This is a genomic window from Devosia sp. (genome assembly GCF_036406155.1).
In the GTDB taxonomy this organism is placed as follows: Bacteria; Pseudomonadota; Alphaproteobacteria; order Rhizobiales; family Devosiaceae; genus Devosia_A.
On record NZ_DASWVV010000107.1, the window covers coordinates 1 to 13,740 of the forward strand.

The 13,740-nt window shown below is 69.4% G+C and carries 16 protein-coding genes; 6 read left to right on the forward strand and 10 right to left on the reverse strand.

Annotated elements, in window-relative coordinates:
- The first annotated feature begins 397 nt into the window (after positions 1-397).
- On the forward strand, positions 398-802 hold the full coding sequence (locus tag VGD93_RS06575) for a host attachment family protein (protein WP_395010408.1): 405 nt from the start codon (positions 398-400) through the stop codon (positions 800-802).
- 47 nt (positions 803-849) lie between these two features.
- Here the strand turns inward: VGD93_RS06575 and VGD93_RS06580 are convergent, their stop codons facing one another.
- On the reverse strand, positions 850-1,161 hold the full coding sequence (locus VGD93_RS06580) for a hypothetical protein (protein WP_395010409.1): 312 nt from the start codon (positions 1,159-1,161) through the stop codon (positions 850-852).
- 122 nt (positions 1,162-1,283) lie between these two features.
- Here VGD93_RS06580 and VGD93_RS06585 point away from each other — a divergent pair, with 122 nt between their 5' ends.
- Entirely contained in the window at positions 1,284-1,433 is a 150-nt protein-coding gene (locus tag VGD93_RS06585; RefSeq protein ID WP_395010411.1) for a hypothetical protein, read from the forward strand.
- An 8-nt stretch (positions 1,434-1,441) separates the two neighbouring features.
- On the opposite strand, the gene VGD93_RS06590 is transcribed toward VGD93_RS06585, so the two are convergent.
- From VGD93_RS06590 to VGD93_RS06600, 3 genes are read right to left on the reverse strand one after another with little or no spacing between them, the layout of a single operon-like run.
- Positions 1,442-2,797 carry an ATP-binding protein gene (locus VGD93_RS06590; protein ID WP_395010413.1) on the reverse strand — a complete coding sequence of 452 codons (1,356 nt, stop codon included), beginning with the start codon at positions 2,795-2,797 and terminating at the stop codon, positions 1,442-1,444.
- A complete protein-coding gene (locus tag VGD93_RS06595; protein WP_395010415.1) occupies positions 2,794-3,459 on the reverse strand; it encodes a response regulator transcription factor in 666 nt (221 codons plus the stop codon). The genes VGD93_RS06590 and VGD93_RS06595 overlap by 4 nt, the downstream gene beginning before the upstream one ends.
- Positions 3,459-3,875, reverse strand: a complete 417-nt coding sequence (locus tag VGD93_RS06600; protein WP_395010417.1) for a PepSY domain-containing protein — start codon at positions 3,873-3,875, stop codon at positions 3,459-3,461. Before VGD93_RS06600 ends, VGD93_RS06595 begins: the two co-directional genes overlap by 1 nt.
- Positions 3,876-4,106: 231 nt before the next feature.
- On the opposite strand from VGD93_RS06600, the gene VGD93_RS06605 reads away from it, so the two are divergent.
- On the forward strand, positions 4,107-4,505 hold the full coding sequence (locus VGD93_RS06605) for a hypothetical protein (protein ID WP_395010418.1): 399 nt from the start codon (positions 4,107-4,109) through the stop codon (positions 4,503-4,505).
- A gap of 74 nt (positions 4,506-4,579) precedes the next feature.
- Here VGD93_RS06605 and VGD93_RS06610 read toward each other — a convergent pair whose 3' ends face one another.
- Genes VGD93_RS06610 through VGD93_RS06635 form a run of 6 tightly spaced genes read right to left on the reverse strand, consistent with a single transcriptional unit; the run spans position 4,580 to position 10,378 of the window.
- Positions 4,580-5,374, reverse strand: coding sequence for a DUF1684 domain-containing protein (locus VGD93_RS06610; RefSeq protein WP_395010420.1), 795 nt, complete (start codon positions 5,372-5,374; stop codon positions 4,580-4,582).
- A gap of 22 nt (positions 5,375-5,396) precedes the next feature.
- Positions 5,397-6,143, reverse strand: coding sequence for an ABC transporter ATP-binding protein (locus VGD93_RS06615; RefSeq protein ID WP_395010422.1), 747 nt, complete (start codon positions 6,141-6,143; stop codon positions 5,397-5,399).
- Positions 6,140-6,946, reverse strand: coding sequence for an ATP-binding cassette domain-containing protein (locus VGD93_RS06620; protein ID WP_395010424.1), 807 nt, complete (start codon positions 6,944-6,946; stop codon positions 6,140-6,142). The genes VGD93_RS06615 and VGD93_RS06620 overlap by 4 nt, the downstream gene beginning before the upstream one ends.
- Positions 6,943-7,788: an ABC transporter permease gene (locus VGD93_RS06625; protein ID WP_395010426.1), complete on the reverse strand. Its 846-nt coding sequence runs from the start codon at positions 7,786-7,788 to the stop codon at positions 6,943-6,945. The genes VGD93_RS06620 and VGD93_RS06625 overlap by 4 nt, the downstream gene beginning before the upstream one ends.
- Complete coding sequence (locus VGD93_RS06630; protein WP_395010428.1) at positions 7,785-8,825, reverse strand: ABC transporter permease; 1,041 nt, start codon at positions 8,823-8,825, stop codon at positions 7,785-7,787. Before VGD93_RS06630 ends, VGD93_RS06625 begins: the two co-directional genes overlap by 4 nt.
- Before the next feature lie 56 nt (positions 8,826-8,881).
- Positions 8,882-10,378 carry an ABC transporter substrate-binding protein gene (locus tag VGD93_RS06635; protein ID WP_395010430.1) on the reverse strand — a complete coding sequence of 499 codons (1,497 nt, stop codon included), beginning with the start codon at positions 10,376-10,378 and terminating at the stop codon, positions 8,882-8,884.
- Between the two features lie 367 nt (positions 10,379-10,745).
- Here VGD93_RS06635 and murB point away from each other — a divergent pair, with 367 nt between their 5' ends.
- The 3 genes from murB (at position 10,746) to minC (ending at position 13,727) form a co-directional block, all read left to right on the forward strand.
- On the forward strand, positions 10,746-11,759 hold the full coding sequence (gene murB, locus VGD93_RS06640) for a UDP-N-acetylmuramate dehydrogenase (protein WP_395010432.1): 1,014 nt from the start codon (positions 10,746-10,748) through the stop codon (positions 11,757-11,759).
- Between the two features lie 288 nt (positions 11,760-12,047).
- The gene (locus VGD93_RS06645; protein ID WP_395010434.1) at positions 12,048-12,929 is read left to right on the forward strand and encodes a DUF2934 domain-containing protein; all 882 of its coding nucleotides are present in this window, start codon (positions 12,048-12,050) and stop codon (positions 12,927-12,929) included.
- 66 nt (positions 12,930-12,995) lie between these two features.
- The gene (minC, locus tag VGD93_RS06650) at positions 12,996-13,727 is read left to right on the forward strand and encodes a septum site-determining protein MinC (protein ID WP_395010436.1); all 732 of its coding nucleotides are present in this window, start codon (positions 12,996-12,998) and stop codon (positions 13,725-13,727) included.
- Positions 13,728-13,740 lie beyond the last annotated feature (13 nt).

A 13,740-nucleotide genomic window follows, 5' to 3' on the forward strand; every position in this document is an offset into this window, starting at 1 on the left:
CGATCGCGGCCGCCCGCAGCCGCCCCGAGCCGCTCTCGCGCAGCACCCGCCGCAGCGCCGGCTCCTGGCTGCGCTCGATCCCCGTGCGCACCATCCGCACCGCCCACAACAGCAGCGCAACCGAACCCGCAAGCTGCAGCAAAAGCAGGTAAAAATTCATCTGAGGTCAATCACTTGTTCTGGCTTCAGTGCTGCGGGGGAAAGGTAAAGGCCGGCGCGGTCGACTTGCGTCTACATTGGCCTTTTCATGGGTATGGTCAACTGGCCGGCGGCAGCGGGGCGTCGGGCCGGTGAAGAACCGCTCGTCGGCTTGAGTAATGGGCCGCACGTCGGTATGGGAAAGCACCCCCAGTGGCGCCGCCGGCGCCGCCAGTGTTCATACCCGGAGTAAGAACTCATGATCCTACCGAACGGCGCCGTCGTGGCAGTCGCGGACGGTGCTTCCCTCAGACTGTTCCGCAACCGTGGCCCCGAAACCGAGATCGACCTCGTCGCTCTCGAGGAGCCCAGGCTGGAGCCCGGCAATTCCGGTTCCGGGCTGCGCCACCACGACGCCAACGACAATCCCGACAATGACCGGCGCGCCGAGGACCGGTTCGCCGCCGCCACCGCCGATCACCTGAACCGGCTGGTGCTCGACGGCGCCGTCGACAAGCTCGTCGTCGTCGCCGATCCGCGGACCCTGGGCGAGCTGCGGCGGGGTTATCATGCGAAGCTTCAGTCGGCACTGGTCGGCGAGCTGGCCAAGGACCTTACCGGTCACTCGGTGCAGGAGATCGTCGCGGCGCTCCGCAGCGCCTGACGGCATGTACCTGGCCGGTAGCGGCGCGCCGGGCGCCGGCCAGGGACCTATCTGCGCGCGAAGGCGAGGCTGAGGGCCGCCACCACGCCGACCAGCGCGACGATGGCGACGGCGGCCGGCAGCGGGTCCTGCCGCACGGCCCTGCCGATGCGTTTCGCCTCGCGGCCGAGTTGCTGGGTCACCATCTCGCCGCCATGCCACAGGGCGTCGCCGAGGCTTTCGGCCTCGTGCTGCACCTGGCCGCCATAGCGGGAGACCGACTTGCCCAGCGACGAGACTTCGTCCTGCAGGTCGGCCAGCTGCCGGCTCAAGTTGCGCTGCAGCCCATCCTGCCATCCACGTCTGTCCGACCAGCCCATTTGACGCTCCTTTGGTGGGGAAGGGAACGTGCCGGCCGCGCGAAGGTTCCTGGCGTGCCTGCGACAGCTTGACAGGCGGCGATTGGTCGCATCTGTTGTGGCTGAAGTCGCGGAGATCCTGCATGGACGTCGTCGAAAGCCTCATCCTGCTCGCCGCCTATGTGGCGGTGGTCGCTGCCATAGCGATACTGACACCACGCATCGGCAACGGCATCGTGGCGCTTGCCGGCTTGGCGCGTCGGCGCCGGCAGAGGGTGCCGCCGACGGCGTGAGGCTGCCCTCAATCGTTGCCGGCGAGGGGCAGGCGCAATGTCACTGCAAGCCCGCCCAATTCCGAGCGCCCCAGTACGGCGGCGCCGTTGTTGAGCTCGAGGATCTCCATCGCAATCGCCATGCCGAAACCGGAGCCGCGGCGGCTCTCGTCGAGGCGCCGGCCCCGCACGCCGAGCCGGGCGATCTGTTCCTCGGTGAGGCCGGGGCCATCGTCGGCGATGATCACCTCGGCGAAGGCGTCGGCCGGCCGGACCGTCACGTCGACGCGGTTCCTGGCCCATTTGGCCGCGTTCTCGAGCAGCACGCCTGCCAGCTCCAGCAGGTCGCTGCCGTCGATATTGACCGCGGTGTCGGGGCCTAGGCCGAGATTCCAGGCCAAGGACTCCCCTGCATGCGTCTGCCGGATCACCGACACCGTCCGCGTCAATGCCGTGTTGAGCGAGGTGCTGATGACGTCGGATTGGGCGCGCAGCCGGAGCCGGGCGAGACGCAACTGGTAGTCGATGCGGTCGGACATCTCGGCGACGATGTCGTCAATCGCGGCGGCGTTGCCCTGGTCGCCCGCCTTGCGCAGCTTGTCGGCAGTGGCGGTCAGCACCTGCAACGGGGTCTTGAGGCCATGGGCGAGATCGGCAGCGCGGGCGCGGGCGAATTCCACCGATTTTCCGCGCAGCGCCAGCAACTCGTTCACTTCGGCGACAAGCGGCAGCACCTCGCTCGGGTAGCCGTCGACCAGCTTGTCGGCGTCGCCGCGCCGGACGGCCTCGATGCCGCGCCGGAGGGCATCGAGCGGGCTCAGCCCGGTCTGAACCACCAGCCAGGCGGCACCGAGAATGGCGATGCCGAGCGTGAGCAGCGTCAACGCCATGTCGCTGCCGAATTCCCGGATCGTCTGATCGAGGATGCTGCGGTCTTCGGCAACGGTGACAAGGTAGGCCTGTCCGCCCCCGGCCGCGCCGAAGGCGACGTGGCGTGCCAGCCCGGCGAGCGTCTGGCCGTCCGGTCCGGCCAGGGTCGCCAGCTGTCGGAGGTCGGCGCCGTCCGGCATGTGCAGCACGTGGTCCCATAGCGACCGTGAGCGATCGAGAACAATGCCGCCAGTCGACTGGATCTGCCAGTACACGCCGCCATAGGGCAATTCGTAGCGGGGGTCGGGAAGCGGCTCGCGCAGCAGCGCCCCCTGGGCCCCGGGTTGGATCAGTGCCGACAGCCGGTCGAGCGTCGCCTCGAGATCGGCCCTTGTGTCGCGCTCCACGCTGGCACGGAACAGGTAGAAGATCGCGGCCCCGGTGACGAGCACGGTCAGGGTGACCCAGATGGCGGCTCCGATCAGCAGTCTGAGACGCAGGGAGCGCTGCTTCACCCGGCGTCATCCTCGACATAGTAGCCGAAGCCGCGCCGTGTCTTGACGACGTGCTCGCCGAGGCGCTTGCGGATGCGGCCCACCAGCACTTCGACGGAATTGGAGTCGCGCTCGAAATCCTGGCTGTAGAGGTGCTCGGTGATCTCCATGCGGCTCACCACCTGCCCGCGGCGGTGGGCGAGGAAGGACAGCAGCCGGTATTCCTGGGGCGGCACCGGAATGGGAACGCCGTCGCGCAGCACCTGCATCAGCCGCGTGTCGAGCACCAGGTCATGGATGTCGATGCGCGAGGAGGCGAGGCCCCCGGCGCGCCGCAGGATGGCACGCAGGCGGGCGACGACTTCCTCGACATGGAAGGGCTTGACCACGTAGTCGTCGGCGCCGGCCTCCATGCCCTCCACCCGCTCTTCCCACTGGCCCCGGGCCGTGAGGATGAGGACGGGCACGCTGCGCTTGGCCTTGCGCCAGCGCTTGAGCACGGTGAGCCCGTCGAGGTTGGGCAGGCCGAGATCGAGGACGACGGCATCATAGGCTTCGGTGTCGCCCCGATACCATGCCATCTCCCCGTCGGCTTCGTTTTCGATGAGATATCCCGAAGCGGCAAGTGCCTCGCCCAGCGAGGCCGCGATCCGGGGATCGTCTTCAGCAATGAGAATACGCATTAGTCCGGGCCTACCTGCCTCCCCGATCCGGCATCGAAATAAAGGCTGGTCACCCGGCCATCGGTCAGGAGCAGCTTCACCTCGTAGACCAGCCGGCCGTCGCGCGGATAGAGTTCGGCGTCGATCACCCGGCCCGGTGTGTTGCCGCGGACGCTGCCCAGGATGTGCTGAAGCGAGACCGCGCTCTCCGCCCTGACAGCCTCGAGCGCCAGCTCCTCGTCGGCCTTGCGCGACTTGCCGTTGCCGCCGGCATCGGACGAGTTCTCGTTGCCCCTGCCTTCGCTGTTGCCGTTGCCGTTACCGTTGTTGCCGCTATTTGCGTTCCCCTGGCTGTTGCCCTGGGCCCAGGCCGGCGGCACGACGATGGCGGCGAGGGTGATGGCGACGAAGGCGGGCCGCAAAAGGCGCCTGAGCATATGGTGAGACTCCCGAGTGCCCCGCGGGCAAACTAGGGGCCCGAACATGACCGTTTCCTGACCTTCGCCGCGATGTCGCCGTCAGACCCCGACCGCTAGGTTCGGCGCCGTCGCATGGCCTCCGGTCCGCGACATCCGAGAGGCCGTGGTGGGCCACCCCGACATGCCCGCCCCCGCAGGCTCCACCGCGGCTTCTTCCCACAAGAAACCCCAAACGACCGGGAGACTAACATGAACAAGATGCTCACGACCACCTCTATCGCCCTGCTGCTCGGACTGGCCGCTCCCGTCGCCCTCACGGCGACGGCCGGTGCCCAGGAGGTCATGGTCGATGTCACATTCTCCGACGCGGTCACGACCGCGTACCCCAGTGCCGATGCGGCCGCTTTGTGCGGCATTGCCGAAGAGGAGATCGTCGACGGCGCCTGCGATTCGGCGCTCGCCTCGAGCGAGGCCGATGGCTTCCTCGATGAACTCGATTCGGGGGGCAACGAGAACTCGGCACGGGAGTTCGCGCCGGGCCAGTTGAAGGGCGAGGGCGAGTCGGCCAGGGAATACGCGCCCGGCCAGACCAAGGAGGAGGGGGAGTCGGCCCGCAGCGAGGCTCCCGGCCAGCAGAAGAAGGACTAGACAGGAGGCCACGCCGGCAGACGCCGGTGCCTGAGGGAAAGCGGCCCTGGCGGGCCGCTTTCTGTGTTCTGGGGCTAGTCGCGCAGGCGCTTCTCGCCGGCCTCTATGCGGAACGGCAGCACGTTCTGCGGCGGCGGCAGCGGGCAGACGGCATGATCGGTGAAGGCACAAGGCGGGTTGATGGCCTTGTTGAAGTCGAGCACCACGGTGTTGTCGGTCACGTCCTCGCCGTAGACGAACCGGCACGCCGGGTAGGTGGAGTCGCGCGACGTCAGGTCCCGGAACACGAATTGCGGCCGCTCCGGAGTCCCGTGGGTGGCCACCAGGGTCCAGCTCTGGCCGTCATGGCGGAACACCGCCTTGTGCGTCACCTCGACATCGGTCGGGATATCCCTGCTGGTGTCGACGGTCAGGCCGAGGGGCGCGTCCAGCGCCACCCAGTCGGCGACGATGCGCCACTCCGGCCGGGGCGGGAAATAGTCGATGCCGCCGAATAGCTCCGGCGCCGTCGAACGGGTGTCGCGGACGCGCAGCGCGTTCTCGCCATTGATGGTGGTGAGTTCCAGCAGCAGGCCGTGCAGCAGGAATTTCGGCGGCTGCTTCTTGTTCGGTTCGAGATGAACCGCCGGGCTGCCGTCGGCGGGGGTGAAGTCGACGGTCCCGCCGGCAGCCTGCGTCAGCGTCCCCAGCGAGGCCGGGCCGACCGGAAGCACCAGATCGTTGTCTGCGCCGCTGCCGACGGTGACCGTGCCGGGGGCGAGCCACCAGCGTCCGATCAGGTTGAGCCAGCCGTCGGGGGCCTTGAGGGCGGCTAGGCGCCTCGCCTTCCAGGCTTCAAGTGCAGCGAGATATTCGGCAGATGCGGTCATGGCGACCATCCTTGTGCAGGCGTCAGGCGGGCATGCGCGGCACGCTCTGGAGCAGGTTGCGTGTATAGGGGTGAACGGGGTCGGCGAGGGTTTGTCGGGTGGGGCCGGCCTCGACGATGCGGCCGTTCTGCAGGATGACGACCTCGTCGCACAGGGCCGCGACGACGCCGAGGTCGTGCGAGACGAAGACGAGGGTCATGTGGGCGGCGACGCGCTGCAAGAGCTCGACGATGCGCACGCGCGTGGACAGGTCCAGCGCACTGACCGCCTCGTCGGCGAGGAGCAGCTTCGGTTTCGCCACCATGGCGCGGGCAATGGCGATGCGCTGGCGCTGGCCGCCGGAGAACTGGTGCGGGTAGCGCCCGAGCACGTCGCGCTCGAGGTCGACGGCGGCGAGCGCCGCCTCGACCTGGGCGCGGTGGTCGCCGGGCAGGCGCAGCGAGCGCAGCGGCTCCGACACGATGCCCAGCACCGTCTGGCGCGGGTCGAGCGAGGAGTAGGGGTCCTGGAATACGGCCTGGACCTTGCGCCGATACTGCCGCATGAACGCGCCGTCGTGCGGCTCGAGCCGCCGACCCTCGAAATTGATGCGGCCGGCGCTCGGCCGGGCGAGGCCGAGCAGCAGGCGCAGCAGCGTGGTCTTGCCGGAGCCGGATTCCCCGACCAGCCCGACGTTGGCGCCCTCGCGGATCTCGAGCGACAAGTTTTCGAGCGTGAGACGGTCGCGGGTGTAGCGGAAGTCGACGCCCTCGATGCTGACGAGGCTCATCTGCTGCCTCCCAAGGCCGCGTCGAACGCCCGGGCGGCGGCAACGAGAGCACCCGTATACTCATGCCGCGGGCGCGCGAACACCTCTTCCACCGGGCCGCGCTCGACGGCGACGCCGCGCCTGAGGACGACGACGCGTTGCACCACCTGGGCGACGATCGGCAGGTCGTGGCTGATGAACAGCAGCGCCATGCCGCGTTCGCGCACGAGGGTATCGAGCAGCTTCAGGATTTCGGCCTGGGTGGTGACGTCGAGTGCCGTCGTCGGCTCGTCGGCGATGAGCAGTTGCGGCTGGCAGGCGAGCGCCATGGCGATGGCGATGCGCTGCCGCTGCCCGCCGCTCAACTCGTGGGGGTAGGCGCGGGCGATGCGCTCGGGGTGGGGCAGGGCGACCTGTTCGAGCAGCGCCTGCACGTCGCGGCGGAGCTGGTGCCGGTCGAGCGTTCGTCCGTCGCGCGCGGCGCGCCGCCGGAGCGGCTCGGCCACCTGCCGGCCGACGCGGAGCAGCGGGTCGAGGGCGGTCAGCGGTTCCTGGAAGATCGTGGCGGTCACGGTGCCGCGCAGCCGGTCCAGCACGCGGTCGGGCGCGCCGACGACCTGCCGGCCGCCCAGAAGAACAGAGCCGGCGGCGGTGATACCGGGCGGCAAGAGGCCGGTCGCCGCCATGGCGGTCAGCGACTTGCCCGAGCCGGATTCGCCGATGAGGCCCACCCGTTCGCCGGCAGCGATGGCCAGCGAGAGGCCCGACACGAGGGTCTGCGCGCCGGCGCTCAGAGTCAGGTGGTCGATGGCGAGCAGGCTCATGCGCCGCGCCTCCGCGTCGGGTCGCCGACGTCGCGCAGCCCGTCCGCCAGCAGGTTTACACCGATGACCAGCGAGACCAGCGCGAGGCCCGGGGCAATGGCGCCGATCGGGGCGGTGTAGACCGTGCCCTGGGCCTCCTGCAGCAGGCGTCCCCAGGAGGCGTTGGGTGGCGGCGCGCCGAGGCCGAGATAGGAGAGCGAGGCCTCGGCAATGATGGCGACGCCGAACTGCAGGGCGAGGTTGACGGCCAGTGTCGGCCAGATATTGGGCAGGACGTGGCGGAAGACGATGCCGGGCCACGACGTGCCGGAGGTCCGCGCCGCGGTGATGAAATCGAGCAGCAGCACGCGCTTGGCCAGGATGCGCGTCAGCCGCGCGACGATCGGCGACAGCGCGATGCCGAGCGCGAGGATGGCGGTGCCGAGGCTGGCAGTGTCGCTGGCCGCCACCACCAGCATGGCGATGAGCAGGGTGGGGAAGGCGATGAGGATGTCGAGCGTCGCGGCCAGCGCGTCGTCGGGGAGGCGCGTCGCGAAGGCGGCGAGCATGCCGAGGGTGATGCCGATGGCGGCGCCGATGGCGACGGCGGCGCTGCCGACGATGAGGGCGATGCGCGAGCCGATCATGATCTGGGTGAGAAAGTCGCGGCCGAGCCGGTCGGTGCCGACCCAGTGGGCGAGCGATGGCGGCTCCAGCCGGCCGCCCGTCATTGCCCCGGGGTCGTATGGAGTCCAGACCAGGGTAAGCAGGGCGACGACGACGTGCAATCCGACCAGCACGAGGCCCAACTGCAGGCTCGCCGAGCGGTGCGGACGTGCCGCCGCCGTCTCGAGCGCGGTCATGGCCGGCCCCCGCGGGCCCGGAGCCGCGGATCGATTACGCGCTGCAGCAGGTCGGCGGCGAAGCCGGTCAGGAGCACCATGAGGGTCGAAATGAACAGCACACCCTGCACGTTCGGGTAGTCGCGCTGCTGGATGGCGAGCAGCAGCATGGAGCCCAGACCGGGCAGGGCGAAGACCTTTTCGACCACCACGGCGCCAAGGAACGTCGTCGCCAGTTCGATGCCGAGAATGGAGATGACCGGCACGGCGCCGTTACGGATACCGTGGCGGATGAGGGCCTCGGAAAAACTCGCGCCCAGCGCCCGGGCGGTGCGCAGATAGTCGCTGCCGAGCACGTCCTGCGTGGCCGAGCGCACATAGCGCAGGAGCGAGGCAGCGATCACCAGGGCCACCGTCACCACCGGCAGTGCGAGCGAAATCGCGGCCTCGCCGGGGTCCTCCCAGCCGCGCAGCGGAAAGCCCCCGGAGGGGAACAGCCTCAAATTGATGGCAAACGCGGTGACCAGCAGGATGCCGACCCAGAACACCGGGATGGCGATGCCGAGTTGCGAGATGACGGAGATGGCCGCGCCGTACCAGCGATCGGCCTTGACCGCGGCGACGATGCCGAGCGGCACGGCGATGACGATGGCGAGCAGGAAGCCGAAGGCGGTGAGCGGCAGGGTGACGCTCATGCGGTTGCCGATTTCTCCGAGCACGTCGGCGCGGCTCACGAAGGAGGTGCCGAGATCGAATCGAGCCAGATTCGACAAAAAGCTGACGAACTGCTCGACCAGAGGCCTGTCGGAACCGACCTGGGCGCGGGCGGCGGCGATCTGCGCCTCGGTCGCGCCGACGCCGAGCAGGGCGTTGGCCGGGTCGCCCGGCAGCAGCCGCAGCAACACGAACAGGACCACTGCCGCAATGAGCAGCGACAGCAGCAGGATGGCCAGCCGGCGGAAAACGTAGCTGAGAATCGGGCGGGTCCTCGTGTCGACCGGGCTGGCCGGCAGTCTAGAACATGCTGCGGCTTCGTCGAAACGGAACCTTGCAGGCATGCGCCGGGCCGCCCCCGGGGTGGAGGGCGGCCCGTCAAGTTATCGCAGGTGGCCGCCTAGCGGGCTTTCTTGATGTCGTAGGCGAAGAATTGCGAGTTCAGCCCGTTGATCGGATACCCGGTCACGTTGGCCGTCGACACCACGATCTGGGGATAGAGGTAGAGCCAGTTGCTGGCCGCGTCCTCGGCGATGATGCGGTTGGCCTCGGTCAGCTTGGCGACCTGTTCTTCTTCGGTGCCGGCGGCCTCCGCGTCGGCGATCAGCTTGACCACGTCCGGGTTGTTGTAGCCCCAGTAGAAATCGGGGTTGCCGTAGAAGACGATGTCGCGGTGGTTCACGTGCTCCTGCAGCGTCGCCTGGAAGTCGTGCTGCTGGTAGATCTTGGTGTACCACTCGTTGGCGGTGATGATGTTGATGTTGACCTTCACCCCGACCTTGGCGAATTCCGCCTGCAGGAACTGGGCGACGATCGGGTGCGGGTCGTAGTCCGGCGTGTCGAGGGTGAACTCGAAGCCGTCGGGGTAGCCGGCTTCCGCCAGCAGCGCCTTGGCACTTTCCGGATCGTAGGGGTCGACGCCGGTGAGGTCGACATACCACGGGTCCGTCGGCGGCACGAATGAGCCGATCAGCGTGCCGTACTCGCCCCAGATGGAGTTGAGCAGCCGCGCCTTGTCGACGGCACGGGCCAGCGCCTTGCGGACCTTGACGTTGTCGAAGGGCGCGACGCGGTCGTTGTAGGCCAGCAGTTCCTTGGTGGTCGAGGCGCCTTCGGTCACGGTGAAGGCCGGGTTGCCGGCGAACTGGGCCAGTGAATCCGGGCTCTGCACCGAGGTGATGATGTCGACGGCGTTGGTCAGCAGCGCGTTGTTGAGCGCACTGGCGTCGGTGAAATACTGGAACACCACCTCGGCGTTGCTCGCCGCCTCGCCCCAATAGTCGTCGTAGCGGCTGAGCGCCAGCGCCGACCCGCGCCGCCACTCGGCCAGGGCGTAGGGCCCGGTGCCGTCCTCGGCGGCGGTGATGTCGGCCGCCGCGTCGTTGACGATCCAGACGTAGCTGAGGTTGTAGGGCAGCGAGATGGAGCGGGCCGAGAGCGTCACCACCACCGTTGCGTCGTCGGGCGTTTCGATCGAGGCGATGGTCGACAGGCTCTTCTTGCGCGAGCTCTTGGAGGCCTCGGCGGTGACGCGCTCGATGGAATACTTGACGTCGGCTGCGGTCAGCGGGTCGCCGGAGTGGAAGGTCACGCCCGGCTTGAGCTTGAACGTGTAGGTGAGGCCGTCGTCGCTGCGCTCGAAGCTGTCGACCAGCCGGGGCTCGACCGTGCCGGCGTCGGTCAGCTGGAACAGCGCCTCGTAGACGTTGCCGTTGAAGGCCTCGTTGATGCCCTGGCCGGCGCCGGCAGTGTTGTCGAGGTTCTGCGGCTCGTAGAGCGAGCCGATGCGCACGGTCGCGTCGGGATCGAAGTCCTGTGCCACGGCAGCAGGGACGAAGGTGGCGGTCGCCAGCAGGGCAGCGGCAAGCAGCGTGCGGCGGCGGAGGGAACGGGTCATCGGGTGCTCCTTGTGGACACGTGCGGGGCCGTCTGGCCGGCCCCGGCGGAGGTGCCGCGACTGCGGCCTCCTTTTGAGCGCAGGCTAACCCGTGCCGCCGAAAAGCTCCATGCGCACGGCAGGCGTTTCTTCCTCGCCCGGGCCAGCGCCGCGAAACAGCCTTTGCCCCTGCACCGGCGCCGCGAAATACTGTTCCGACGGGCGCGGCGGCACATTGCGATGGCCCGGGAGAGTCGCCTGCGGCTGTTGTTCAGCAGCGGCCGGGCCTAGGGGCCGCGACGCCGCCGCCGGTCGCGGATTGTGCTTGACGCACCGCCCCCGCCGCGCTCTTACGGGGCCCGGTGCGGCGGCAGGGATGCATGAGCGCGTGAACAAGCTGCGGTTGGTCCCGGACTTCGATCTCAGGCCCTACAACACGCTGGGGGTGCCGGCGCGTTCGCGCTTCGGGGTCGTGCTGGACGATCCTGCCGTCTTGCCGGAGTTGTTCGCTGTGGCGGCCGGGCGCGCGCTGCCCGTCCGCGTCCTCGGCGGCGGCAGCAACGTCGTGCTGTCGCCGGACTATTACGGCGTCACCGTACTGGTGGCGACGCGCGGCCGCAGCGTCGTCGCCGCCGGGCCGGCGGGCACCCTCGTGGAGGCGGCGGCGGGAGAAAACTGGCACGGCCTCGTCGAGTGGACGATCGGGCAGGGCTTGGGCGGGCTCGAGAACCTCGCCGGGATTCCGGGAACGGTCGGGGCGGCCCCCATCCAGAACATCGGCGCCTATGGCGTCGAACTGGCCGACCGCTTCGACTCGCTGGTGGCGTTCGACACCGCGTCGCACCAAATGCGGCGGTTCGAGAAGGAGCAGTGCCGGTTCGCCTATCGCGACAGCGTCTTCAAGCACGAGCGCGGGCGCTACGTCGTGGTCTCGGTGCGGGTGCGGTTGCCGCAGCCGTGGGCGCCGGTGCTGACCTATCCCGGGCTGTCCGGCCTCGATCCGGCAGCGGGCGCCGACGCACGCGCCGTCATGGAGGCGGTGCTGCGCCTGCGCGGCAGCAAGCTGCCCGACTGGCGCGTCACGCCCAATGTCGGCTCGTTCTTCCACAACCCCATCGTCACCTCGGAGGCCGCCGCCTCGCTCGCCGCGGCAAATCCGGGGGCGCCGGCCTGGCCGCTTGCCGACGGCAAGGCGAAGCTTTCCGCCGCCTGGCTGATCGAGCGGGCCGGCCTCAAGGGATTCCGCATGGGGCCCGTCGGCGTCTCGGACAAGCATGCGCTGGTGCTGGTCAATTACGGTGGAGGCACCGCTGACGACCTGCTGGCCCTCGCCGATCGCATCAAGCAGGAGGTCCGCACCCGCTTCGGGGTGCGCCTGGTCGAGGAGCCGCAATTCATCTGAAACGGGCGCTCGTTGCCGCATAGGCGGCGTCGGACCCGCCTGCCGGCGCCGGGTCGAGGCGTCCCCCGGCGGGCGGAGCCGGGGGCGGTTTTGCGGCAAGCCGATGGCACGGTCCGGCAACAGGGGCAGCGCCGCGGCGCGATGATCTTCAACCATCGCAGGAACCGGAGCCTGCAGGCCGTTGTAACGGCATGCCCGGAATGACGAAGCCGGCGCGCGCGGCCGCGGATCGTTGTTCGGACACATTCCTGTGAAGTCCTAGCGTCACTCGACCGACGGAGGGCAGCCATGAATGTTTCGATGGAGCTGGGGCACGCGCCGCGCACGGCGCGCCATGCAGTCGTGGGCAACGAAGCCGACCTGACCTTCATGCTGGCGCGCCCCGCGTTGACGCGCTGGCAGTTCGAGACGGAGCGCCTGCGGCAGCTGGCCGGCAACAGGTCGGCGGCCAAACGCCGGCTGGCCCTGCTGGAATCGGAACTGGGCCTGGCCCAGGTCAAGGCGCTGGCGGGCCGCATCGAGCCACTGACGCAGTCCGGGGACCTCGCCGTGCGCTTCGAGGCGCAGGAAACCCTCGTGGCCCTCGATTCGGTGGGCGATCAGCTGGGCAGCATTCGCGAGCGGGTCCGCGAAAGCGGCGACCCCGCGGCCGCCGGGCAGGCCGAGGATACCGCACTGCAGGTCGCCGCTGCGGCCGACCAGGCCGGGCGACCCGCCATGCTGCCGCCCGCCGCACCCGCGGCCGATACCTTCCCGCCTCGGGCCGCCCGCTTCGAGGCGCGCTACATCCAGCACCTGGTCGGCCGCGCGGCCGGCCCCGGGGTGCGGCCCCCGCCGGTGCCGGGGGACGACGACGGCGTCGACCTCGACGCCGGGCAACAGACCGATTTCGAGGCGGCAGCCCGGGAGAGGGCGTATTTCCTTTGGGAACAGGATGGGCGCCCTGACGGCCGCGCCGACCAGTACTGGCAACGCGCCGTCGATTCGCTCCGCCGCGAGCGGGATGGGGATGGGCGGCCAGCCTGGTTGCACCCGGAGGCGCCAGATGCGTTCGCAAAACTCGCCGCGGCCCTGGCCGGCCTGTGCGACCCGGCGGAGTCCGCGCCGCAGACGCCCGCTTCTCTTCCGGCCGACGCCGGGGATTCACTGTTTCAGGGCACCGCAAGCTAGGCGGCTCCTCGCGTTCGCGCTACCGTAGTCACTGCGGTCCGGAACCCGAGACCCGTCAAAGGACAAATGCCCCAGAACACCGTCTCCCCCTTGCCGAGCCCCGCGAGCCGCTTTGTTGCCAAGTCCTTCGTGGCATTCGTCCTGTCGCCGGGCTTGCCGCTGGCGGGCTGGCTCGCCGACCTCGATCGCTGGACCCAGAACTCGCCGGGGTTTTTCGTCGGGCGGCCGGTGATTCTCGACCTGACCACGGTGGAACTCACCGTGGGGGAGATTTTCGGGCTGGTCTCGGACCTGGGCCAGCGCGGCATCCGCGTCATGGCGATCGAGGCCGAGGGCGTCGATTCGCTGGGGCCGCACCTGCCCCCCATCCTGCGGGGGGCGCGCCCGGCGGCGGCGCCACCGGAGGCGGCGGGGGATGCGGGCCAGGCGGTTGCGGAGGCACCGGAAGCGGCGCCCGCGCCGGACGCGGCGCAATCGCTCATCCTCGACGTGCCGGTTCGCTCGGGCCAGTCGATCTTCCATCCGCACGGCGACGTCATCGTCCTGGGATCGGTAGGCTCTGGCGCCGAGATCATTGCCGGGGGCTCCATCCACGTCTATGGGACGCTGCGCGGGCGGGCGTTCGCCGGCGCCACGGGCAATCCGCAGGCCCGCATCTTCTGCCGGCGCAACGAGGCGGAGTTGCTGTCGGTCGACGGCTGGTACCGCACCGCCGAGGACATGGAGCCGTCCGTCCGCGGCCGGTCGATACAATCGTTCTTCCGGGACGGGGTTCTTTGGGTTTCCGCGCTGGGCTAGCAGGCAGGATGGA